A 23,539-nucleotide genomic window follows, 5' to 3' on the forward strand; every position below is an offset into this window, starting at 1 on the left:
CTCAGATCTCCTGGGGTCGGACGAGGCGGGTGAACAGGGGGTCGTGGTCGAGCAGTTCGTCGTAGGTCCCCGAGGCGGTGACCCGCCCGGCGTCCATGACGTGGATGCGGTCGGCCCGGCGGATGGTGCTGAGCCGGTGGGCGATGACGATGCGGGTGCGGTCGAGGGCGGCCACGGCGTCGGCGACGTGGGCCTGGGTGGCGTTGTCGAGGGCGGATGTCGCCTCGTCGAGCAGCAGCACGGCGGGGCGTCTGACCAGCGCGCGGGCGAGCAGGATGCGCTGGATCTGACCACCCGAGAAACCCTGCGCGTCCTCACCGATGCGAGTGCCCAGGCCGAGCGGCAGGGCCCGGAGTTCGGCGGCGATGCCGGCTTGTTCCGCGGCGGCCCAGACGTCGTCCTCGGTGACGTCGGGGTCGGTGCCCGCCAGGTTCTCCAGCAGGTTGCCGCGCAGCGTCCGCCCGTTCTGCAGGACGGTGCCCAACTGACCGCGCACCAGACGAAGATCGAGGGCGGCGAGGTCCTGTCCGTCATGCCGCACGGTTCCGGACTCGGGGATGTCGAACCCCAGGATCAGCCGGATCAGTGTGGACTTGCCGGCGCCGGACGGTCCGACGACGGCGACGAACTCGCCCTCCTCGGCCCGCAGGCTGACACGGTCCAGAGCCGGCACCGCAGCGCCCGGGTAGCGGAAGGTCACCTCTTCGAGGGCGACCGCGCCGCCCAGCACCCCGGGGTCGCGGCGGTGCGGTCCCGAGGCGGGGACGGCGGGCGCCGCGAGCACCGGCCGCAGCCGGTCCAGCACCGGCGCGATGCCGTACGCGGTGGCCGCCGCGTGGGTGAGCTGGCCGAGTGCCAGCGCCACCTGTCCGGCCGCGATACCGGCCGCCATCAGATGCCCTGCGGAGACGCCCCCGGCGCCCCCGGCGGCTGCCGCCGCCAGCAGCACGGCGAGCAGCAGCGGTTGCAGAGCGGCGGTGACGGCGCCCGATGCGGCGTCGGCGCGCATCGCGGCGGCGTCGGCGCGCTTCTGCCGGGCGAAGGGCCCGGCCCAGCGGGCGAAGGCCTGGATCTCGCGCCCCGCCGTCTGGAGCTTGTCGATGCCCAGCAGCAGCCCGTACAGCACTCCGTGCAGCCGGCCGTGCAGCGCGTACACCTCGGATTCGTACCGTTGCCTGCGCCGTCCCAGCAGGAGCAGGACGGTGACGGCGGCGACCTCGTCGGCCAGCAGCACACCGCCGAGCCGCAGATCCACGGTGAGCAGCAGTAGAAGTCCCGACAGCGAGAAGAACGCTCCCAGTACCGCGGAGACCAGCACTTCCGACAGTGCCTGACGGGCCTCGGCGACGGCGTTGGCCCGGTGCACGAGGTCGCCGGTGGAGAAGTCCCGGAAGAACCGGGCGTCATGGGTGAGCAGCCGGTCCCAGACGGCCGGTTCCAGCGCCGCCTGAATGCGTCCGGTGAGCCGCACGGCGGCGGTGTTGCGGACCAGCAGGAGCAGGAGTCCCGCCGCCGAGGCCGCGCCGAGCAGCAGCGCCAGCCAGCGCAGCGGGTGGCGGTCGGCGGCCAGCAGCCGCGGCATGAGCAGTCCTGCGCTCAGTGGCACGAGCAGCGTCAGAACGGCGGTGAGCAGACCGGCGCCCGCGAGGACCACCAGGTCGCGCCGGGTGCCGGGGGCGCCGAGCGCGAAGCGCAGCAATGAACCGGGGGTCGGGGTGCCGGGCGGCAGCGGCCGGTAGAGCAGCAGCGCCTGGCGTGAGCAGGCGGGTCCCGCCGGCCGGCGCCGGGCACCGCCGGTGTCCCGGGCCGCCGGGTCGTGCACCAGATGGCCCCGGCCGCGCGGCACCAGGGCGAGCGGGCGGCCGTCGTCGGAGGCGAACGCGATCATCGCACCGGCGGTGCCACCGGGATCACCGTGAACGTCGTCGCCGTCCGGACTCTTCGCGCCCTTGGGCGCCTTGGCGGCCGGGAGGGTGACCTGCCGCCAGCGCACGCCCAGCCGCCGCAGCAGGGCGATCAGCGGGTCGCGGGCAGTGCGCACCGAGGCGGGCAGTTCGGCCGGCACCTCGATCCCCAGGGCGGGGCCGAGGGCCGCGAGCACGGCGAGCGCGTGGGCGGCGGCGTCCGGCGGTGGGACGGCCACCGCGCGGGCCTCCCCGCTCGGGCGGCGGGCCGCCGGGCCGAGCCCGTCGAGCGCGGCCGCGAGGGTCGCGCGGTTGGCCGCCGCCGTCGCGTTCAGTGCGGCCGTCGCGTCGGCGGCGCGGCTGCGCTCCGCCTGCTGAGTGGGCGTCATGACTGCTCCTGAACAGGACGGTTCGGGGTCGGTGCGACCGGGGCGGCGGCGGTGGCGTCCTGGCCACCGGCCTCGGACAGCAGCGTCCGGTAGCGGCCCGGCACCGCGGCCAGTTCCGCCGGGGTGCCCTGCTGGACGATGCGGCCGCCCTCCAGGACGACCACCCGGTCGGCGGAGCGGACGGTGCTCAGCCGGTGGGCGAGCACCAGGCAGCTGGTACCGCGCCGCCGGAGGTGCGTGTTGACCAAGGCCTCGGTGCGGGCGTCCAGCGCGGAGGTCGCCTCGTCCAGCACCAGCAGCGGCGGGTCGAGGGCCAGCGCACGGGCCAGCTCCAGTCGCTGCCGCTCTCCGCCGGAGAGATTCCGTGCGTCCTCCTCGATCCGCCCGGCGTCCAGGCCACCACGGCCACGGACCAGGTCGGCGGCCTCGGCGTCGGCGAGCGCGCGGTGCAGGGCGGTCTCGTCGGCCGCCGGGTTCCACAGCGTGAGGTTGTCGCGCATGGTGCCCTCGAAGAGCCGCAACCGCTGCTCCACGTAAGCGACCTGGCTGGTCACCACGGCGCGCGGCAGTGATTCGCGCGGCACTCCGTCCAGCAGCACGTCGCCGGTCCAGGGCCGGAGCACTCCGGCGGCGAGCCGGGCCAGCGTGGACTTGCCGCTGCCGCTCGATCCGACGACCGCGACCCACTCCCCCGGCCGCACCGTCAGCGAGATGCCCTCCAGCGTCGCCGGCCGGTTGGGGTCGTAGCCGAAGGAGACGTCCCGCAGCTCCAGCAGGCCGCTGAGCGCGACGGGTCCGGCCGAGCCGTCCACCGGGTCCAGGACGGCCGTCAGATAGGGGTCGGGCTCGGAGAGTTCGACGTCGTCGAGGAGCGCGGACTGGGCTCGCGCCATCGTCAGCTCGGATCCCGTGCCGACGAGCTGGGTGACCGGCAGCAGGAACCCGTTGAGCAGCAGCAGGAAGGCGAGCAGGGTTCCTACGGTCACGCTGCCGCCGATCAGCAGCGCGGTCCCGGCCACCACGACGGCCGCGGTGCCCGCCGTGGTGAGCGCGGTCGGCAGTGAGAGCGGTACGAGGACGGCGGTGGCGACGTTCTGCGCGGTGTCCATGGCCCGCGCCTGCCAGCCCGACCAGGAGCGGAAGAACGAGTCCTCGGCCCCCTCCGCCTTCAGTGTCTCGATGGCGGAGATCCCGGCGAAGGCCACCCCGTCGCGCTTGTGCTGCTCGGAGTGGAGCTGGTGCAGCATGCCGCCGCGCCGCCGGTCGGCGAGTTTCAGCGCCGCGATGTCGATGACCGCCACCACCACCGGCACGATTGCCAGCCGGGGTTGCAGCCAGATCAGAGCCGCGAGATGCGCGGCGGCGGTGGCGGCCGAGGCGGCGCCGCCGGCGGCGCGGTACGAGAGCAGCGCCGAGAGCCCGTCGTTGATCTGGACCCTGGTCACCAGACCGCCGAGCTGCCTGCGGTGGAAGAACGAACCGGGCAGCCGCAGCATGCGCCACAGGAATCCGGTCGAGGTGCGGGCCGCCATGGAGGCCAGCACCCGGTTGACGACGCTCTGTTGCAGCCAGGTGCCGAGCAGCACCGCGGCGGCCGAACCGCCGGTGGCCAGGACGAGCGGGAGGGCCCAGGCGCCGGTTCCGCCGATCGTCACCGAGGTGAGGTAGGCCCGCAGCAGGAACGCCGCGGCCATCGCGGGAACGGTGAGCAGCACCGCGACCAGCACGGCGATCAGCAGCGCGAACCCGTACGGCCGGATCCTCGTCAACAGCCCCCGCAGGAACGGGAACCGGGCTCCGCCCCGTTCGAAGTCGGGCCCCGGTTCGAAGCCGACCGCGATGCCCGCGAAGGAGTCCCAGAACTCGGCCGGTGTCGCCGAATGGCTGCCCAGCGAGGGATCGTTGACGCGTACACGGCCGCGCTTGATGCCTTCGAAGACCGCGAAGTGCGGACCGGTGACGAGCACCATCGACGGCACCGGCACGGCGTCCAGGCCCAGCAGCCGGTCCTCGCCGCGCACCACCCGGCGGCCCCGCGCCACCAGGCCGTAGCGGCCCGCGGCGCGGGCCACCGCGGCGGCGCTCACACCGTCGCGGGAGACACCGCAGGAGCGGGACGCCTCGTGCAGGGTCGTCCGGCGGCCGAACGCGCCGAGGACGATCGCGAGACAGGCGGCGCCGCAGTCCTGCTCCTCCATCTGCGGGACGACGGGCGTCCGCAGATAGCGGCGCCGGCGGCCCGCGCCGAGAGCGCTGCTCTTCGGTGGCGGACCCGGGGCGGCCGCCGCCGGCTCCTGGCTCTTCCGCTCCTCGGCGGTCCGGGTGTCGAGGCTCATCGCCCGGCCCCCGTACCCAGGATGACCTGGTAGGGGCGGCGGGAGCCGAGGTCGACGGAGACGTCCACGGGCACCGGGCCGTACGTCGGGGGCAGCGCGCCGGACGCGGCATCCGGCACGGCGGTGATCGTCCAGACCGGGTCGGCCCCCGACCCCAGGTCGCTTTCGCCGAGCGGCAGTGCACCGTCGAGCGAGTCGGCGCGGGCGGGATACGGGTCCACGGCCGTGATGCGGGCGCGCACCGTGCCGGACGGCAGGGGCAGCAGTACGGACTGGCCGGGTCGCAGGCGTGCCAGGTCCCGGGCGGAACCGGTGTAGAGCCGCAACGTGGCCGGTTCGCCGGCCGGGTCGAGCGCGAGCAGCGCGGCCCCGGCCGGCAGAGTGCCGCCGGGCGCGGTCAGCACACCGGCGACCGTGCCGTCCGCGGGAGAGCGGAGCTCGGCGGTGCCGCCCGGGCCGGGGGCCGTGGTGCGCAGCAGCGCGAGGAGCTGCCCGCGGGTGACCCGGTCCCCCGGGTGGACCCGCAGGTCGAGCACCGTACCGGCGACGTCGGCGCGGGCGAGGACCGGCGCGGGGCCGTGGGCCAGCACGCCGTGCAGGGACAGGGTGTTCGGGAGCGACCCCCAGCCCACCCAGGCACCGCCCGCTCCCAGGGCCAGGACCAGGGCGACGAGGGCGGAGCCGAGGCGGCTGCCGATGACACGGACCGGGCGGTCGAGGCCCGGTTCGAGCTGTGCGGCGGCCGCCGCGGCGGCGATCGTCACCGCTTGAGCGGACGGGCCCGTGCGCTCCGCTGACGCGGGCGGTTCTCCGTCGGGGACGGCCGGGACGGTCTTCATCGGGATCGTTGTCGTCATCGCCGTCACATCCCCGCGCCGAGGGAGGTGAGCTGCCTGACCTCGACGGGCAGTTCCCGCAGCCCGCCGAAGACGAACTGCTCGCTCCAGCGGGCGGTGCTCTCGTCGAGCGGGGTGCTCAACTCCCGATCGGCGCCTGCCGCCGCGAGCAGGGCCAGGACCGTTCCGCCGGCCATCAGTGACAGCGGAGCGCCCAGGCAGTGGTGCGGCCCGTGTCCGAAGGCCAGATGTCGGCGCTCCGCCCGGGCCGGGTCGAATCGGTCGGGATCGGGGAAGCGGCGCGGATCGCGGTTGGCGGCCGCGTACAGCAGCAGCACCACCCGTCCGGCGGGCAGCAGTGTGTCCCCGACCTGTACGTCGCCGCCCAGCCCGCGGGCGCTGGCCCGTACCGGGCTGCCCAGCCGCTGGCATTCGTCGAAGACGGCCTCGGCGGTGTGCGGTTCCGCGCGGATCCCGGCGGCCAGCGCGGGGTTCCGCAGCAACTGCCAGGCGGCGACCGCGAGTCCGGAGGTGAGTGTTTCGAGCCCGTTGGCGAACAGCATGACGACGAAGGCGAGCAGGTCCTCGTCGTCCAGCTGTCCCGCGTCCCTGGCCAGGACGAGGCGGCTGATGAGATCGCCGCCGGGGCGCGCCGCGCGGGCGGCGCACAGCTCTTCGACCCAGTCGCGGAACCCCTCGAACTCGGCGTCCAGGGCGGCGGTCTGTTCGGCGTCGGCGAACGGGTCCAGGAGGGACCGCGCGACCAGTCCGGCCCAGCCGGTGACCCGCTCGCGCTCTTCGGGCGGCACGTCGAGGATCGCGCACGACACCGCGACCGGCAGCGGCACGGCGAGGTCGGCCACCAGGTCGAAGGAGCCGCCGGCCAGCAGGGGCGCGAGCAGTTCCTCGGTGGTGGTCTCGATCCTGGCGCGGATCTCGGCGAGCCGGCGGGCGCTGAACGCGGCGGTCGCGAGGCGCTTCAGCCGGGTGTGGTCGGCGCCGTCCCGCATCGGCAGCGTACGGGCGAGCACCTGGGCGAGTGCGGAGGAACCGGGGCGGTCGAGCCCGATCGCGGCGGGGTCCACCGCGGTTCCGGGGTGCATCAGGACGGTGACGATCTCCTCGTAGCCGGAGATGACGTGGACGCGTCCCAGGTCCAGTACCGGGGCCTCGGTCAGCAGCCGCCGGTAGAGCCCGGCGGGGTCGCGTCGCGCGGCCGGGTCCTGGATGAACCGCGTGAGCTGGTGGCGGAGGCTTTCCATGCCCGGTTCTCCTTGTCGGTCCGTGAGTTGGTCGATGTATCGATGTGTCGTTGTGTCGTCAGGGATGGAGCCGGGTGCCGGACGAGGGGCGCCCCGGTGGGACCGTTCAGGTCCCACCGAGGCGCGGATTCCCGCGGCCGTGGCGGGCCGGCGGAGCGAGGACGCCCGCCGGCCCGGCCTCAGTCGGCCGCTACTGCGTCAGACTCGGAGGCCTTACCAACACGGACCGTGAGGTCAGTTGGAGACCGAGCTGAAGGACGAGACCGGGCAGGCCGCGGAGAGCAGCGAGCTGACGCTGATGCCGCCGGAGACGGTGTCCAGCTCCTCGACCTCGATGTCGAACTGCTCGGTCTCGGCGACAGCGGCGGTCTCGGTGATGTCCTTGTTGTCAGCCATGGCCGACTCCTCTCGTTTCACGGCGCCGGCCCCTGGTGGGCCGGTCTGCCGATTCCCTCATCCCCTTCGGCTTCCGGTTTTCCCGGCCGCTTCCGGCGATGAGAGAAATATGCACCCGAGGGCCGTCCGCACATCAGTGGGAAAAGTCAGAAACACCGCCTGCAAAATGTCATACCGCTTTCTTATGACGTTTTACATATTCGACGAACTCGCAGCTCAGGAAGGTAAAATGAATTCATTCCCTCTTGCAGACCCTCTCTGATACCGCGCACCATGTGCGCATGAAGGAGATTCCCGAAGTCATAGAAGTAGTGGAATTGCGGCAGTCCTACGGGGACTACGAAGCAGTACGCGGAGCGTCTTTCACCGTCCGGCGCGGAGAGCTGTTCGCGCTGCTGGGAACGAACGGCGCCGGCAAGACCACCACCCTCGAGGTCGTCGAGGGCTACCGTCCGCCCACCGCGGGTACGGTGCGGGTGCTGGGGCTGGATCCCTACGCGGACGGGCCAGCGCTCCGCCGCAGGACGGGGGTGATGCTCCAGGAGGGCGGATTCTTCAAGGAGTTGACCGTCCGGGAGACGGTGGACGCCTGGCGCCGTTTCAGCGGGCGGGCCCGCGCCACCGCCGACGTCCTCGGCCAGGTACGGCTCGACACCAAGGCCGGCACCCGCGTCGGCCAGCTCTCCGGGGGTGAGCGCCGCCGGCTGGACCTCGCGCTCGCCGTGCTCAACGACCCCGAGCTGCTCTTCCTCGACGAGCCCACCACAGGCATGGACCCCGAGGCCCGCCGCAACACCTGGCAGCTCGTCAGGGAACTGCGGGCGGCCGGCACCACCGTGGTGCTGACCACGCACTACCTGGAAGAGGCCCAGCAACTCGCGGACCGGGTCGCCATCATGGACGCCGGCCGCATCACCGCCACCGGCACGGTCGCCGAGGTCCTCTCCGGGCAGCGCAGCCGGATCACCTTCCCGCTGCCGTTCGCCACCACCGCCTCGGACCTGCCGCGGCTTCCCGGCGCGGACCTGGCCGTACAGGGTGACGCGGTGTCCTACGCCGTCGCCCGGACGGCGCCCGCGCTGGCCGTCCTGCACGAATGGGCCGGCGCGCGCGGCGTCGAACTCGACGGCATCGAAGTACGGCACGCCTCGCTGGAGGACGTGTTCCTCGCCCTCGCCGGCGACCGACGGACGGCGTCCGACGACCACGGCACCGTCCGCCCGGACCACCACAGCAAGGCGGCCGCCCGATGACCTGGACCCGCTACGCCCACGGCCAACTCCTGCTGTCCTGGAAGGTCTTCTGGCGCAACCGCCGCTCCACCTTCATCGGGTTCCTGCTCCCCGTCCTGCTGGATCTGTTCGTCGCGGCGCCCTTGCGCGACAAGGAGATCGGCGGGGTGAGCGCGGCCGGCTACGTCACCGTCGGCTTCATCGGGCTGGCGCTCGTCACGTCCTTCGTCAATCTCCTCAACGCGGTCGTCGCCCGCCGCGACGATCTGGTGCTCAAGCGGCTGCGCGGTACGGAGGTGCCCCCCAGCGCCGTGTTCGCCGGCCAGATCGGCGCGAGCGGCATCGTCGTCCTGCTGCAGGCCGTGGTGCTGGGCACCCTCTCGGTGGGTCTGTTCCACGCGCCGCTGCCCGCCGACCCGGCGCTGCTGCTGCTCACCCTGGTCGCGGGCTATCTACTGTTCGCCCTGCTCGCCGTGGCGCTGTCCGGGCTGACGCCGAGCGCCGAGACATCCCCGCTGGTCGCCACTCCGGTCCTCATGCTCTGCATGTTCGGCGCGGGTGTCGCGACGCCTCTGTCGTCGCTCCCCTCCTGGCTGCAGGGTCCGGCGCACGCCCTGCCCCTCACCCCGGTCGTGCAGGCCCTCCGAACCGCGTGGTTCGGCAAGAGCTTCGGCCAGGAGAGCTGGAACGGCGGCCCGTTGGCCGATCTCTCCTTGCTGCACACCTGGCAGTCCGCCGGCCCCGCCCTGCTGATCACCGCTCTGTGGACGGCCGGCGTGCTGCTGGCCGCCCGGCGCCTCTTCCGCTGGGAGCCCCGGCGCGCCTGACCGGGGTCACAGCGCGCCGGGCGTCAGTCGTTCACAGCCCCAGGGCCTGCGAGAGGAGCGGCCAGGACGTCTTGTACTCGTTGCGCCAGTAGGTCCAGCTGTGGGTGCCGCCGAGGTAGAAGTGCGTCTGGACGGGGATGCCGAGCTGCTGCAGCCGGGCGGCGAAGCTCTGGGACGCGGGCCACAGGGTGGTCTCCAGTGCCTCGGCGCTCAGCTCCCCGTTCCCGCCGACGACACCGGTGCCGGAGGACAGGTAGAGACTGGTGCCGGTCAGCTTCGATGCCAGGGCGTAGGGGTTCTGGGCGTTCCACAGCGGGCTCTGGAAGATCGGGGAGCCCCACAGCGCCCAGGGCAGAAGGCCTTCACGGCCCACGATCGCCTCGACGATGATCGGCATACCGGGCATCGTCGTGTGGAGGACACCGCTGTACGAGGCCGCCGCCTTGAACGTTCCGGGGTGCCGGGCGGCGAACGCGATCGCGCCCCAACCGCCGGTGGACACCCCGCCGATGGCCCGCGTCGTCCCGGCCCGGTAGTTCTGCTGCAGCAGCTGCATCAACTCCGTGACCTGGAAGGTCTCGTAGTCCGGGGCGCCCGAGCCGAAGTTCCACCAGGTGCTGGGGATGCCGGTGGGCCCCGACGACGGCATGGCGACGATGACTTCCTTGTCCGCGGTGAACTGCTCGATATCCGTCTCGCGGGTCCACGAGGTGTAGTCGTCGTGCGCACCCTGGAGCAGATAGAGCACCGGCCAGGTGCGGGTGGCCTGGGCCGACCAGTCGGCCGGCAGCAGCAGCCTGGTCCCGACGGTGCCGCGGATCGCCGGGGAGTTGATCTGCAGATCGACGGTACGGCTGTCGAGCCAGGTCTCGGAGACGATGCCGGCCCCGTCCAGGGCGGTACGCGCCGGGGCGGCGGCCGTCGTGGAAGCGGCGGCGGCGGGGGCGAGAGCGGTGGGGCCGAGGGTCAGCGCGGCGGTCGCCGCGAGCATGGCCGCTCCGGCGACGGCGGCGCGGGACGTACGGCGACGGCGCTGTGTGTGCATCAGATCCCTCTTGTCGTGGGTGGGTTGAGATCGCGGGTGAGCAGCGCGGCGAGCTCGTCGACCGCGGGCGGATCGAGGAGGGAGAGGTGATCTCCCTCGATCGGCGCGACGGAGAGGTCGGTGCAGGACCCGTCCCAGCCGAGCGCCTCGTCGGTACGGGTGTAGCGCGCGTCCTGGACGGTGTGCGGCGCGCTCCGCGTGGCGCGGTAGAGCAGCGTGCGGCCGGTGTACGGGCGCGGGGTGTGCCGTTCCCCGCTACGCAGGTCCAGGTACGAGGTGCGCTGGTGTTCCAGCACGGCCGCGGGCAGATCCGCCGCCTGCTCCAGCGCCTTGACCACCAGCTCGATCTGCCCGGCGTCGTCGAGCGTCGCGAGTTCGTCGTAGGGCAGCGGCAGCGGACTGCCGTAGGTGCGCTCCACGTACGCGGCGAACTCCGCGAAGCGGCGGCGGGCTTCCTCGGCAGGCGACAACTCGGGGACGGGGAGCGGCAGCACGCTGTCGATCAGGATCAGCGCGGGCACGGTTCCGTCGCCGGCCAGCAGCCGTGCCGTCTCCTGGGCCACCACCCCGCCGTAGGACCAGCCACCGAGCAGCCACGGCCCGCGCGGGCGGGTCTCACGGACGATCCGCGCGTACGCCGCCGCCCGCTTGTGCACAGCGTCGGGGCCGGGCAGCCGTTCCAGTCCGTAGCAGGGCTGTTCGTCGCCGAGCCGCTGGACGAGGGCGCGGTAGACGGCGGTGGATCCGCCCGCGGGATGGATCAGGAACAGCGGCGGCCGGCTCCCGCCCGCCCGCAGGACGCGCAGTGGACCGCTGACGGGTGTCTCCAGGCGCGGGCGCAACAGACCGGCGACGGCGGCGACGGTGGAGGGGCCGGTCAGCAGGTCACCGGCCGGTACCTCGCATCCGGCCCGCTCCGACAGTTCCCGGGCCAGCTCCGCCAGCCGCTCCCGGGGCAGTTCCCGCAGACCGAGGTCGTCCTCGGCGCCGGGCGGCCGGCCGCCGGCGACGCTCTGCCAGGCCCGGGAGACCAGCCGCTCGGCGGCGTCCCGGGGAAGCACACCCGTCAACGTATCCTCGGCCGCCTGCTCCGTACCGTCCCCCGCGCCCGACGGCTCCAGCCACGCGGCGAGCGCGGCGACGGTGCCGTTACGCAGCAGCACGCGCGGTTCGACGACGGTGCCGAAGTCCCGCTGGACGGCGGCCAGGATGCGGGTGGCCATGAGGGAGTCGAGCCCGAGTTCCGTGAGCGGCGTCCCGGGGTCGATGTGTTCCGGCGCGTACCCCATGACCTGGGCGACATGCTCGCGCAGCCGGTCGATGACGGTCCTGGGCCGGTCCGCCGGTTCGGAGGCTCCGGGGACCGGCAGCGGTACGGGATCGGGTTCCTGCCGTTGCGCCGCCAGCCGGCCCTTCACCCAGTAGGGACGGTGCCGCCACCCGGCGCTCGGTACGTCGACGATCCGGCCGCTCCCGTGCAGCGCCCCGGGGTCGATCGCCGCGCCCCTGACCAGCTGCGCCGCCAGGCTGTGCCGGAACGACAAGGCGTCGTCGGTGTTCCGGCGCAGGGTCGGGAACAGCGCGGCGTCCCCGGCTCCCGAAGCGGCTCCCGATGCGGCATCCGAAGCGGCATCCGAAGCGCGCAGCGTCTCGGCGAGCGGATGCAGTTGTGTGGGGTGCGGGGAGACCTCGACGAACAGCCGGTGCCCGTCCGCCGCCGCGGCGGCAACCGCCTGCGCGAAGCGCACGGGTCGGCGCAGCGCGGCCACCCAGTACCCGGTGTCGAAGACCGGCAGGTCGCGGGGCGAGTCCAGGACGGTGCTGTAGAAGGGAACGCCGGGCGGCACGTGCGGCACCTCGCCGAGTTGTTCGGCCAGCGGGCCGAGCAGCGGGTCGACCTGCGGGGAATGGCCCGCCGCGGTGACCCCCAGCGATCGGGCGAGCCCGCCCTCCCGCGCGACCTGTCGGATCAGTTCGCCGATGTCGTCCGCCGTGCCGGTGACGACGCTCTGGCCGGGCGAGGAGTGGACGGCGACCCGCAGACTGGGCCATGTTCCGGCGTGTGCCCGTACCTGCGCGGCGGAGAGTTCCACCACGGCCATCGCCCCGCCCGTCAGCCCGTCGAGCAGCCGGGAGCGGGTCGCGATGACACGGGCGCCGGTTTCGGCGTCGAGCGCACCGGCGACCACGGCCGCGGCGACCTCGCCCATCGAGTGGCCGATGACGGCCGCCGGTTCGATCCCGTACGCCCGCCAGAGTCCGGCCAGGGCGACCTGGAGCCCGTACAGCACGGGCTGGACGACCGAAGGGGACGACAACTCCGCGCCGGGTTCGAGTCCCGCGCGCAGCGAGAGGCCCGCGTGCTCGAGCAACAGGGGTTCCAGCCGGTCCACCGCCTCGGCGAACGCTGGTTCCGCCGTGAGCAGCCGGCGGGCCATGCCCGGCCACTGTGAGCCGTAGCCGGAGAACACCCAGACGGGGCGGGCGGTTTCGGTGACCGGGCCGCCGGTGACGACCGCCGGATGGGGGCGGCCTGCGGCGAGGCAGGAGAGGGCCGCCGCGGCGTCCTCGATGCTGCCCGCGACCACGGCCGCGCGGTACCGGCCGCGACCGGTGCGGCCGTGCAGCGTACGGGCGACGTCCTCGATCCTGACCCCTCGGGCCGCGGGCGACGACAGCCAGCGGCTCAGCCGCGCCGCGTCCTCGCGCAGCCGTGCGGTGGAGAGGGCGTCGAGAACGGTGATCGCCGGCGCTCCCCCTGGCATGGGCGCCTTCCTCAGCGCGGGCCGGTACTCCTCCAGCACGACATGCGCGTTGGTGCCGCCGAACCCGAAGGCGGAGACGCCCGCGGTGGCGCGGCCCGAGTAACGGGGCCAGGGCTCCGGGGAGTCGACGACCCGCAGGCCCAGCGCGTCGAAGTCGATGTGCGGGTTGGGGGTGCCGAAGTTGAGGTGCGGCGGCAGTTCGTCGTGGTGCAGCGCCAGCACCGTCTTGACCAGCCCGGTGATTCCGGCCGCGGCCTCCAGATGGCCGACGTTGGTCTTCGCCGAGCCGATGAGCAGCGGTTGGTCCGGTTCGCGGCCCTGGCCGAGTACCGCCCCCAGGGCGTGAGCCTCGATCGGGTCGCCGAGCGCGGTGCCGGTGCCGTGCGCCTCGACGTAGTCCAGTTCGGAGCCCTCACCGGCGTGGGCCTGTTCCAACAGGGCCCGCTGGGCCTCGGGGTTGGGGGCCAGCAGCCCGTTGGAGCGGCCGTCGGAGTTCACGGCGGTCGACCGGATGACGGCGAGGACGCGGTTCCCGTCCCGCTCGGCGTCGGCCAGTCGTTTGAGGACGACGACCGCGCAGCCCTCGCCGCGCACCATGCCGTCGGCCGCGGCGTCGAAGGTCTTGCAGCGTCCGTCGGGCGCGAGCGCGCCCGCGCGCTGGAACGCCAGGGTCAGCGCGGGCGACAGCAGCAGGTTCACACCACCGGCGAGAGCCGTGTCGGTCTCGCCGGACACCAGACTGCGGACGGCGTGGTGCACGGCGACCAGCGACGAGGAGCAGGCGGTGTCCAGGGCGAGGCTGGGTCCGCGCAGGTCCAGCGCGTACGAGAGGCGGTTCGCGGCAATGCTCAGGGCGGCGCCCGGCGGCGTCCACGCGTCGACCGCTTCCAGGTCGGCGGTGGTGAGCTGGGCGTACTCGTTGCCGCTGATCCCGACGTACACGCCGGTGCGGGTACCGGCCAGTCCTGGCGCGGGGATCGCGGCGTGGTCCAGGCTCTCCCGTGCCACTTCCAGCAGTAGCCGCTGCTGCGGGTCCATGAGGGTGGCCTCGTGCGGCGAGATGCCGAAGAACTCGGCGTCGAACCCCGCGACATCGGACAGGAACGCGCCATGCCGGTTGATGCCCTCGGGCGGCACGCCGTCGGGAAGAAACGGAGCCCACCGCCCTTCGGGGAGCGTGCCCACCGCGTTGCCGCCGGCACTGAGCAGTTCCCAGAAGGCGGCCGGGGAGGTGATGCCGCCCGGGAGCCGGCAGCCGATACCGACGACGGCGACGGCACTCGACGCGCCGCCCGGTGGCTGTGCCGGGGCGGACCGGGGAGTCGGCGCCGGGAGGCCGGCCGTTTCCCCGACGCCGACCGCGGCCTCGACCACCGACAGCAGCCGGCCCAGCGTCGGCGCCTCCCACAGCAGGGTCGCGGGGAGTCGGACCGAGGTGAGGGCGCGCAGTTCGGCGGTGAGGGCGATGGCGTCCCGTGAGGTGATGCCGAGCTCCGCGAACGGCCGGTCGTCGTCGATCTCTGCCGGGTCGAGCCCGTACCACTGGGAGAGCCGCGAGACGATCGTGCGGCGGAGTTCCCCGGCGATGCCGGACTCCCCCGCGCCCCCGGCGCCGTCACTCACCTGCCGCCGCCTCCCTCTCGTACTCGCCCGCGAGATACCGCTCGCGGCAGGCGGAACGGGAGACCTTGCCGCTGGACGTGCGCGGCACCGCGCCGGGCGGTACGAGGAGCAGCCGGGCCAGCCGTACCCCGTGCCGGGCGAAGATCCGGGCGCGGGCGGCCCGCTCCGCCGCCGCGCACAGCTCGGCGGTGACGTCAAGGTCCCGGGCGTGCTCGGCGACGGCGACCACCTCGTCGGGCCGGCCGTCGCCGGTGACGGTGAACAGGGCGAGCCGGTCGCGGCGTACGCAGTCCAGGCAGGACTGGACGGTCTCCTCCAGGTCCTGCGGGTAGTGGTTGCGGCCGTCCACGATCAGCAGGTCCTTCAGCCGTCCGGTGACCTGGAGCCGGCCCTCGTGCAGCGCCCCGAGATCGCCGGTGCGCAGCCAGTCGCCCAGCTCGCCGGGGATGCGGGAGGCGAAGGACGCCTGCGAACGGCCGGTCCGCTTCCAGTAGCCCAGGCCGATGTTGGGACCGCGCAGCCGGATCTCACCGATCCGGTCCTCGGGCAGCACCAGCCCCGTCACCGGGTCCGTGATGCGCAGCTCCTGCCCCACCGGGGTTCCGCAGCCGACGAGTACGGTCGCCAGGGCGTCGTCGTCCGCACACGGCCGGATGTGCCCCGCCGCCAGTGCCTCGCGGTCGCAGACCAGCTTCCGGGGCAGGTCGGCGGGCGGTTCGGTGGTGACGAAGACGGTCGCCTCGGCCAGGCCGTACGAGGGGCAGTGCGCCTCCGGCGGCAGTCCTGTGCGGGCGAAGGCCCGCTGGAAGCGTTCCACGGTGCCCTGCCGTACGGGTTCGCTGCCGTTGATCATGACGCGGACGCGGTCGAGCCGCAGTGCCGCGGTCTGTTCCTCGTCGATGCGGGTGGCGCAGTAGTCGTAGGCGAAGTTGGGGGCGGCGCTGATGGTGCCCGGGTACGCGCCGAGCAACCGCAGCCAGCGCACGGGCCGTTCCAGGAAGGAGACCGGGTCCATCAGCACCGACGACATGCCGGCCAGTACGGGTGCGGCGATGCTCAGCACCAGGCCCATGTCGTGGAAGAGCGGCAGCCAGCCGACGCTGGTGCTGCCGTCCGCCGTCACGCCGAACGCCCCGACGGCCTGCCGGGCGTTGGCGACGACGTTGCCGTGGCTGATCATCACCCCGGCGGGGACCCTGGTGGAGCCCGACGTGTACTGGAGGTAGGCGATGTCGTCCAGTTCGGGTACGGGTAACGGCCGGTCCGGATCGGGGAGCGCGTCGGTCAGCGGGCCCGCGCCGGCCGGCCGGTCGATGGGGACGACCGGGAGGTGCGGGATCCCGTGCTCGGCGGCGAAGGCCGCGATGGCGGGGGCGGTCGGGGTGTCGGTCAGGATGCAGGACGGTTCGCAGTCGTCGAGCACGGCGGCGAGCCGGCCCGCGTGCCCCGGCAGGTCGGGGCTGAACAGCGGGACGGCTATCACCCCCGCGTAGAGGCAGCCGAGGAAGGCCGCCACGTAGCCCAGGCCCTGGGGCAGCATCAGCGCGGCCCGCTCGCCGGGGCCCACATCGGCCCGCAGCCGCCAAGCGATCGTGCGGGCCTGCTGGTCGAGCCGTTTCCAGGTCAGGCTGCGGTGCCGGCCCGGCGAGTCCGGGGTGGGGAAGTCGACGAAGGTGAAGGCCCGCTGGGCGCCGCGCTCGGTGGACCAGCGGCGCAGGGACTCGGTCAGTGGGAACTCGGTCGGCGGGAGAGGGCGCGCGGGGGGCATGGGACTCCAGAGGGGTGGGGGCGCGAGGGGGGCCGCTCTCGGAGGAGGTGGTTCCGTGGGGCCGGTGGGGGGATCCGTGGGACCGGGGGCGGGTGGTTCAGACGGGTTCAGAGGGGTTCAGAGGGGTTCAGAGGGGGATGTTGCCGTGCTGGCGCTGCGGTGCGGGCCGGTGTTTTCCGTGCAGCGACCGCAGTCCACGGACGATCCGGCCGCGGGTCTCGTGCGGGAGGATGACGGCGTCGAGGTAGCCGCGCTCCGCGGCCAGGTACGGGGTGGCGTAATCGTTCTCGTACTCGGCGGTGAGCTGCTTGCGCAGCAGCTCCGGGTCCTCGGCGTCGCGCAGTTCCTTGCGGTGCAGGACGGCGACCGCGCCCTGTGCTCCCATGACGGCGATCTGCGCGGTCGGCCACGCCAGGTTGAGATCGGCGCCGAGGTGCTTGGACCCCATGACGGCGTAGCCGCCGCCGTAGGCCTTGCGGACGACGACGGTGATGGCGGGCACGGTGGCCTCGGCGTACGCGTACAGCAGCTTGGCGCCCCGGCGGACGATGCCCTCGTGCTCCAGCCGTACGCCGGAGAGGTAGCCGGGCACGTCGACGAACGAGAGGATCGGGATACCGAAGGCGTCGCAGAACCGCACGAACCGGGCGGCCTTCTCGGAGGCGTTGATGTCCAGGGCGCCGGCGGAGTGCAGCGGCTGGTTGGCGACGATGCCCACCGACGAGCCCTCGACCCGGCCGAAGGCGCAGATGATGTTCGGCGCGAACAGTTCCTGGATCTCCAGCAGTTCGCCGTCGTCCACGACGCGCCGCAGGATCTCCCGCATGTCGTAGGCGTGACCGAGGTTGGCGGGCACGATCTCGTCGAGTTCCCGGTCCGTCGCGGTGATGCCGGGGTCGGAGCGCTGCCGGTAGCGCGGTGGCGCCTCACGGTTGTTGGCGGGCAGGTAGGAGAGCAGCCCGCGCACGAAGTCGAAGGCGTCCGCCTCGTCGTGGGCGAGGTAGTGGGCGGTGCCGTTGACGGCGGAGCTGGTGCGGGCGCCGCCCAGTTCCTCGGCCGTGGTCTCCTCCCCCGTCACCGAGTGGATGACGTCGGGGCCGGTGACGAACATGTGGGAGATGTCCTTCACCATGACCGTGAAGTCGGTGAGCGCCGGCGAGTACGCGGCGCCGCCCGCGCACGGGCCGAGGATCATGGACAGTTGGGGGATCACCCCGGAGACCATGACGTTGCGGTGGACGAGTTCCGCGTAGTGGGCGAGGGCGACGACCCCCTCCTGGATGCGCGCGCCGCCCGAGTCGTTGAGGCCGATCACGGGACAGCCGACCTTCAGCGCGTGGTCCATGACCTTGAGGACCTTCTCGCCGAACGCCTCCCCCATGCTTCCGCCGAAGACGGTGGCGTCCTGCGCGAAGACCGCGACCGGGCGGTCGTCGACGGTGCCGTGACCGGTGACGACCCCGTCGCCGTCGGGGCGGGAGGCGTCCATGCCGTAGGCGGTGCAGCGGTGCCGTACGAAGGCGTCGGTCTCGGTGAAGGAGCCGGGGTCGAGCAGCAGGTCGATGCGCTCCCGCGCGGTGAGCCGGCCTCGGGAGTGCTGGCGCTCCACGGCCGCTGGTGAGCCTCCTCGCAGAACCTGGGCGCGACGGGACTCGAACTCGGCGAAACGGGTCATGCGCGGCTCTCCTTCCCGGAGGGGGGATCCGGAATTCTGGAGCGTCATGGGGGCAACAGGTTCCGCTTCCGGGTGCCGGGCCACTAGAGCGGGGCGTGACAGCCGCCCGTCCGCCTTCTGTCACTCCGATGACAAGCCGAACGGCGGGTGCGGTGGTTAAGGTCGGACGGCCCCGAGCACATGACCCGCCAGGACCAGGAGCCCCTGACCCGGGAGAGGAGCCGCCGGTGGACCGGGTCAGGACGCTGCCGATCATGCTGGGGATCGCGGTGACCGGGTTCATCACGACGCTGGACAACACCGTCGTCAACGTCGCGTTGCCCTCCGTGCAACGGGCGTTGGGTCTCGACCTGCCGGATCTGGAGTGGGTGGGCACCAGTTACGTCCTGAGCTTCGGCGCGCTGCTGCTGGCCGGCGGCCGGCTCGCCGACCTGCTGTCCTGCCGCCCGGTGCTGATCGCGGGGCTGACGGTCTTCACGGCCGCCTCCGTGGCGGGCGGTCTCGCGGCGAACGGCCCGACGCTGATCGCGGCCAGGACCGTGCAGGGCGCCGGGGCCGCGCTGGTCATCCCCGCGACACTGGCGGTGATCACCGGCCAACTGCCCGCGGCGCGCCGCTCGCTCGCGGTCGGGCTGTGGACCGGGGCGCTGGCGGTCGCGCTGGCCCTGGGGCCGGTGCTCGGCGGTTTCATCACCGAGCGGTGGGGCTGGCGGTGGGTGTTCTTCCTGAACGTGCCCTTCGGCGTCCTCGGACTGCTGCTGGCCGGCGCGGTGCCCCCGGCCGTACGCCGCCCGGGTCCGTCCGCGCTGCGCCGACTCGACGTGTCCGGGGTCGTGTTGTCGAGTGCGGCGCTGTATCTGCTGGCCTACGGACTGCTGGAGGGCGGGGCGCACGGCTTCACCCGCTGGCCGGTGCCCCAGTGTCTGTTCGCGGCGGCGCTGGCGGGCCGGTTGTTCGTGGCTCTGGAGATCCGCAGGGCGGCGCCGCTGCTCGAACTGGGCCTCTTCCGTGACCGCCTCCTCAGCGGCGGTACGGCCGCGCAGGTGCTCTGGGGCATCGGCGTCAACGGCGTGTTCTTCTTCACCACGCTGTATCTGCAGCAGGTGCTCGGATTCTCCGCGACCAAGGCCGGTCTCGCCTTTCTGCCGCTGGCGCTCGCGCTGCTGGCGCTGACGCCGTTCGCGGAGCGGCTCTGCGCGGCCTGGGGCGCGCACCGGGTGATCGCGGCCGGGCTGGTGCTGGTGGCGTGGGGGCTGGTGCAGGTGTCCGCGACCGGTCTGCGGACGAGCTATCTCGGTCTGCAGCCGGGCCTGTTGCTGATCGGCGCGGGCTCCGCGCTCACCACGCCGCTGACGGTCCGCTCCCTCGCCTCGGTGCCGGCATCCCGCAACGGCATGGCGTCCGGGGTGGTCAGCGCGGCCCGGGAGATCTCCGGGGTCTTCGGTATCGCCCTGGTCGGCGTCGTCCTGACGCACACCCGGAGCGCGGAACTCGCCGCCGGTTCCGATCCGCGTACCGCGTTCCTCGACGGCTATGCGTCCGGCCTGCGACTCGCGGCCGGTTGTGTGCTGTGCGGCGCCCTGGTGACGTTCCTCGCCCTCCGCCACCGGGCACCGGCTGTGCCGGAGGGCCGCGCCGTCGGGAACTCGTTGTCACTCAAGTGACAACGCATCGTAATCTGATGCTCCGTCAGGCACCGTGGCGGGCAGCTGCTTCCGGGGAGTACCGTCGCAAGCAATCGAACCAATAAGCGGAAGGAACTCCGCCACGGTGCGACAGACCCAAGAACTGGCAGATGAGCCGTTCAGCCGGATCCCCCCGGAGCTCGCCCACCATCTCCGGCCCTTCCTCGACGCTATCCGGAAGGAGGTGGTCGCAGCCATCCAGGCCGAGATTCCCGAGTACGACCGCCCGACGAACGACACCTACACGAAAACCATCCACACCGGCGTGGAATTGGGTCTGAACCTCCTGCTGGACCGCCTCTCCACCCCGGGCATCAGCGCACAGGAGGTCATCGGCATCTACCGCGGTATCGGCCGCGGCGAAGCCCGGGAGGGCCGCAGCCTCGACTCCTTCCAGGGCGCGCTCCGCATCGGCGCCCGGATCTCCTGGCGCCGCATCGTCTCCCTCGCCGACGCCGACGTCCTGCCGCGTGAGGTCCTCGGCCTGCTGGGCGAGGCCGCGCTGGTCCATATCGACGAGATCGCCACGGCCACCTCCGCCGGGTACGCCGAGGCCCAGTTACATCTGGCGGGTGAGCTGCAACGCCGGCGGCTGCGGCTGTTCGACATGCTGATCGCCGAGCGGCCCCCCACCGAGGAGGCCATCCGCGATCTCGCCCACGCCGCCCACTGGCCGGTCCCCACCTCCCTCGCCGTGGTCGTCGTGGACCACCACTGGGAACGCGAGACCCTCTACCCGATCCTGCCGCCCGGCTTCCTGGCCCGCTTCGACCAGCGGCCCGGGTGCATCATCGTCCCCGACCCGGGCGGACCGGGCCGGACCCGCGCCGTCGACTCGGCGCTGCAGGGCCACCGCGCCGCCCTTGGCCCCACCGTCCAACTGACCGAAGGCGCCCGGTCGCTGCGCTGGGCGATGGACGCGCTGACCCTCGCCCGGCGCGATGTGCTGCCGGGCGGCGAGGTCGTGCGCTGTTCCGAGAACCTCGCCACCATGCTGCTCTTCCAGGACGAGGCCCTGGTGGACGCCCTCGCCGAGCGCCATCTCGGCCCGCTGGAACGGATGCGCCCGCCGTACCGGGCCCGCCTCGCCGACACGCTGCTCTGCTGGCTGCAGTGCAGCCGCAACGCCAACGAGGTGGCGGGCCGGCTCGGCATCCACCCGCAGACCGTCCGCTACCGGCTGCGCCAGCTCGACGAACTGTTCGGCGACCGGCTCCAGGACCCCGACGCCCGCTTCGAGATGGAACTGGCCCTGCGCGTCCAGCAGCTGCGCTGAGCGCTCCCTGTCGCCGGTCCGGTGCGGAGCGGCACCTTCCGGCGGACCCCGCGGCCCTGACCGACCCGGCCGGTGGCAGTCCGCGGGAACCGCGGCCCGCGTTCCGCGCGTGAACGCACAGAGATCGTCGCGCCGCCGCACGCAGAGAGTCCGGTACCCATGACCGCCATGCTGAATCGCCTGCCCCGCCACGCGGCTGTGATACTCGCCATCGCTGCCCTGAGCACCGGCGCCGTCGCGTGCCAGACCTCGGCGGACGGCGCGCGATCCAGCGGACGCCCCAACCCCGCGCCGACCACCCCGGCCCCCGCCCCCACCACGGGCGTTCCGAAGGCGACACCCACCGCCGGCAGCGGCGGCGTGACCGACGGTGCCAAGAACAGCGGAAACGATACGACCGGCGGATCCGCGTCGTCCGATGACGGCCCGTCGAACGCCGATACGTCCACCTCCGGCACGTCCACGGTCGTCGATCTCGCGTCCATCGCCCGCTGCCACACCGGCGACCTCAAGGCGGGCTTCGCCGCCGGCGGCGGCGCGGCCCCGGACATGGCCTCGACCGGCCAGACCCGGGCCTCCGTCTTCTTCACCAACATCAGCCGCCACACCTGTTCGCTCATCGGCTTCCCCGGCGTCGACATCGTCGGCAACCGCGCGACGGACGGCACCTGGTCGCTGATCCGCGCCTCGACGACGCCCACCAAGATCCTGCTCAAGCCCTCGGACACCACGAACTTCTCCATCACTCTCCTCCCCACCACCGCCCCCGCCGCCGAGGCCTTCGAGCCCGCCCTGGTCCGCATCACGCCGCCGGACGAGAAGACCCAGTTCGCGCTGAAGTGGCCCTGGGGCGGCTCGATCGTCCGCCAGGACGGCGCCACCCACCCCGGCACCTTCGTGAACCCCGTGGGCTCCTGACCGACCCATGGACGATGGTGGTGTCTCAGTGGATGTCCGCGCTGACGATCATGCCGTCACGGACCGTGTAGGTCCCGGAGAAGACGCGGTGGCTGCCGTCCGTCTGTGTGGCGTCGAGAACGACGCTCACGGTGTCGCCCTGGACATCCGTCACCGTCACCGTGTCGTGGGCGGTACCGGCGAAGCCGGCCACGAAGCCCTGCATGGACCCGTTGAGGTTCTTGCCGCCCAGGTTCCATGCCGTGAGATAGGCGTGGGCGTTGATGGCGGCGTAGTAGTTCTCGACGACCTGGCGGGGACTCGTCGCCCCGGCGGCGGACGTGGGCGCGGGTGCCGTGGAGACGGTCGGCTGGGGCACCGGGGCGGTGCCCGTGGTCGGCGAGCCCTTCTCCACGCCCTGCACGGTCCACTGGCCGGTGTTGGCGGCGAAGCCGGAATTCAGGGTGAACTGCACTTTGGCGATCACGGAGGCCTTCGGCACTTCGAACGTGATGAAGCCCAGCGCCGTGTCCCCCGGGGTGATCCGGACACTGCCGGGGAAGCTGGGCCCCGCATTCGTGTCGGCGATCGTGGAGTTGAAGGCCTGGCCCTGGGTGTCGATCACCTGCGCCCCGTTGGTGGGGGAATCCGCGTACACGGCCGTCCCGGTGTCCCGCAGCCGGAACTGCACGGCCACGAAGCGGTTTCCCGCGTCCGGACCGAAGACGCCGGCGCCCGCGGGATCCACGACCCGCGTGACCGTGACGGCCATGCGCTCACCGTCACCGGTACCCACCAGATCCAGGGTGTCGCCGATCTGTGCCTCCTGCTGCCCCGCACCGGTCGGTGACGCGGTGGGACCCGGGACGGACGATCCGGACGTGGAAGGCCGCACGGACGCGGGGGACGTGGTGACCGTCGGGGAGGAGCAGCCGACGGCGACGGTGGCGAGCACCACGGCGAAGAGGGACGACGCACACAGCCATTGAGCGCGATGCATGGTCATCGCCTCCTGGGAAGCGTCTGCACATCGTCCGCTTTTGGTTCCCTATCTCACCATAGGTTCCTCGCCGTACCCCCGCGCGTCGGTGCTCCCGGTCAGCGGGCCAGGCGGCCCAGGAGGGACGAGGCCGCCGCGATGCCCAGGGCCGCGATGACGATCACCACGACCGCCTGGATCAGCGCCTTCACCCCGGCCGCGGAACGCCTTGCCGGCGATCAGGGCGGATCGCGGTGTCGGGGTCACCAGCAGTTTGGTGAGGATCCCGGCGTCGCGTTCCCAGATGATCATGATCCCGTAGAAGATCGCGATGAACATCGCGGACTGGGCGATGATGCCGGGCACCAGGTAGCCGATGTACGGGATGCCGCCGGTCGCGGCGGGCCGCCGGGCCGTCCAGCCCGCCCTAAGGGTTGTCGCCTACCTCTCGGTCACCGGACGGCCACGCTGCGCCGACCTGCGCACGGGAGCGGGAACTGATCAGGGACGATCAGGTGCGAGCCGCCCGAGGGCCCCATGGCGAAGCGCGCCTCCCGCCTCCCGCCGGCCGGAACGGGGCGGGCGGGCGGGCGGGAGACGGAAGGCGCGAGGCGGAAGGCGCGAGGCGGAAAGCGTGAGGCGGC

General features: G+C 72.9%; 15 protein-coding genes and 1 pseudogene. 5 read left to right on the forward strand and 11 right to left on the reverse strand.

Annotated elements, in window-relative coordinates; all coding sequences use genetic code 11:
* Nucleotide 1: 1 nt before the first annotated feature.
* The 5 genes from G3I60_RS07770 to G3I60_RS07790 all read right to left on the reverse strand — a co-directional run bounded on the left by G3I60_RS07770 (nucleotide 2) and on the right by G3I60_RS07790 (nucleotide 7,123).
* Complete coding sequence (locus tag G3I60_RS07770; protein ID WP_164606922.1) at nucleotides 2-2,293, reverse strand: ATP-binding cassette domain-containing protein; 2,292 nt, start codon at nucleotides 2,291-2,293, stop codon at nucleotides 2-4.
* Nucleotides 2,290-4,629, reverse strand: coding sequence for an ATP-binding cassette domain-containing protein (locus G3I60_RS07775; protein WP_164606925.1), 2,340 nt, complete (start codon nucleotides 4,627-4,629; stop codon nucleotides 2,290-2,292). The genes G3I60_RS07770 and G3I60_RS07775 overlap by 4 nt, the downstream gene beginning before the upstream one ends.
* Nucleotides 4,626-5,486 (reverse strand): HlyD family efflux transporter periplasmic adaptor subunit, encoded by an 861-nt coding sequence (locus G3I60_RS07780; protein ID WP_164292918.1) that lies wholly within the window; start codon nucleotides 5,484-5,486, stop codon nucleotides 4,626-4,628. The genes G3I60_RS07775 and G3I60_RS07780 overlap by 4 nt, the downstream gene beginning before the upstream one ends.
* A 5-nt stretch (nucleotides 5,487-5,491) precedes the next feature.
* Entirely contained in the window at nucleotides 5,492-6,727 is a 1,236-nt protein-coding gene (locus tag G3I60_RS07785; protein ID WP_164292919.1) for a cytochrome P450, read from the reverse strand.
* Nucleotides 6,728-6,961: 234 nt separating this feature from the next.
* A complete protein-coding gene (locus G3I60_RS07790; RefSeq protein ID WP_164292920.1) occupies nucleotides 6,962-7,123 on the reverse strand; it encodes a hypothetical protein in 162 nt (53 codons plus the stop codon).
* 281 nt (nucleotides 7,124-7,404) lie between these two features.
* Here G3I60_RS07790 and G3I60_RS07795 point away from each other — a divergent pair, with 281 nt between their 5' ends.
* Both G3I60_RS07795 and G3I60_RS07800 read left to right on the forward strand, forming a co-directional pair.
* Nucleotides 7,405-8,376 (forward strand): ABC transporter ATP-binding protein, encoded by a 972-nt coding sequence (locus tag G3I60_RS07795; RefSeq protein WP_164292921.1) that lies wholly within the window; start codon nucleotides 7,405-7,407, stop codon nucleotides 8,374-8,376.
* Nucleotides 8,373-9,182, forward strand: a complete 810-nt coding sequence (locus tag G3I60_RS07800; protein WP_164292922.1) for an ABC transporter permease — start codon at nucleotides 8,373-8,375, stop codon at nucleotides 9,180-9,182. Before G3I60_RS07795 ends, G3I60_RS07800 begins: the two co-directional genes overlap by 4 nt.
* A gap of 31 nt (nucleotides 9,183-9,213) precedes the next feature.
* Here the strand turns inward: G3I60_RS07800 and G3I60_RS07805 are convergent, their stop codons facing one another.
* From G3I60_RS07805 to G3I60_RS07820, 4 genes are all read right to left on the reverse strand, one after another.
* Nucleotides 9,214-10,227, reverse strand: coding sequence for an alpha/beta hydrolase family protein (locus G3I60_RS07805; RefSeq protein ID WP_164606927.1), 1,014 nt, complete (start codon nucleotides 10,225-10,227; stop codon nucleotides 9,214-9,216).
* On the reverse strand, nucleotides 10,227-14,615 hold the full coding sequence (locus G3I60_RS46305) for a beta-ketoacyl synthase N-terminal-like domain-containing protein (RefSeq protein ID WP_343240821.1): 4,389 nt from the start codon (nucleotides 14,613-14,615) through the stop codon (nucleotides 10,227-10,229). The genes G3I60_RS07805 and G3I60_RS46305 overlap by 1 nt, the downstream gene beginning before the upstream one ends.
* Nucleotides 14,608-16,383 carry a fatty acyl-AMP ligase gene (locus G3I60_RS07815; RefSeq protein WP_164292924.1) on the reverse strand — a complete coding sequence of 592 codons (1,776 nt, stop codon included), beginning with the start codon at nucleotides 16,381-16,383 and terminating at the stop codon, nucleotides 14,608-14,610. The genes G3I60_RS46305 and G3I60_RS07815 overlap by 8 nt, the downstream gene beginning before the upstream one ends.
* A 127-nt stretch (nucleotides 16,384-16,510) precedes the next feature.
* On the reverse strand, nucleotides 16,511-18,058 hold the full coding sequence (locus G3I60_RS07820; RefSeq protein WP_138352523.1) for an acyl-CoA carboxylase subunit beta: 1,548 nt from the start codon (nucleotides 18,056-18,058) through the stop codon (nucleotides 16,511-16,513).
* A gap of 227 nt (nucleotides 18,059-18,285) precedes the next feature.
* On the opposite strand from G3I60_RS07820, the gene G3I60_RS07825 reads away from it, so the two are divergent.
* From G3I60_RS07825 to G3I60_RS07835, 3 genes are all read left to right on the forward strand, one after another.
* Nucleotides 18,286-19,722: an MFS transporter gene (locus G3I60_RS07825; protein WP_164292925.1), complete on the forward strand. Its 1,437-nt coding sequence runs from the start codon at nucleotides 18,286-18,288 to the stop codon at nucleotides 19,720-19,722.
* 106 nt (nucleotides 19,723-19,828) lie between these two features.
* Nucleotides 19,829-21,019, forward strand: coding sequence for a helix-turn-helix domain-containing protein (locus tag G3I60_RS07830; RefSeq protein WP_164292926.1), 1,191 nt, complete (start codon nucleotides 19,829-19,831; stop codon nucleotides 21,017-21,019).
* A 168-nt stretch (nucleotides 21,020-21,187) separates the two neighbouring features.
* Complete coding sequence (locus tag G3I60_RS07835; RefSeq protein WP_164606969.1) at nucleotides 21,188-21,937, forward strand: DUF4232 domain-containing protein; 750 nt, start codon at nucleotides 21,188-21,190, stop codon at nucleotides 21,935-21,937.
* 25 nt (nucleotides 21,938-21,962) lie between these two features.
* On the opposite strand, the gene G3I60_RS07840 is transcribed toward G3I60_RS07835, so the two are convergent.
* Entirely contained in the window at nucleotides 21,963-22,916 is a 954-nt protein-coding gene (locus tag G3I60_RS07840; protein WP_239069622.1) for a DUF4352 domain-containing protein, read from the reverse strand.
* A gap of 134 nt (nucleotides 22,917-23,050) precedes the next feature.
* Nucleotides 23,051-23,291: pseudogene (locus G3I60_RS07845) on the reverse strand (ABC transporter permease); the annotation flags it as partial.
* Nucleotides 23,292-23,539 lie beyond the last annotated feature (248 nt).

It is taken from the genome of Streptomyces sp. SID13666 (genome assembly GCF_010548325.1).
GTDB classification, from domain to species: Bacteria; Actinomycetota; Actinomycetes; order Streptomycetales; family Streptomycetaceae; genus Actinacidiphila; species Actinacidiphila fildesensis.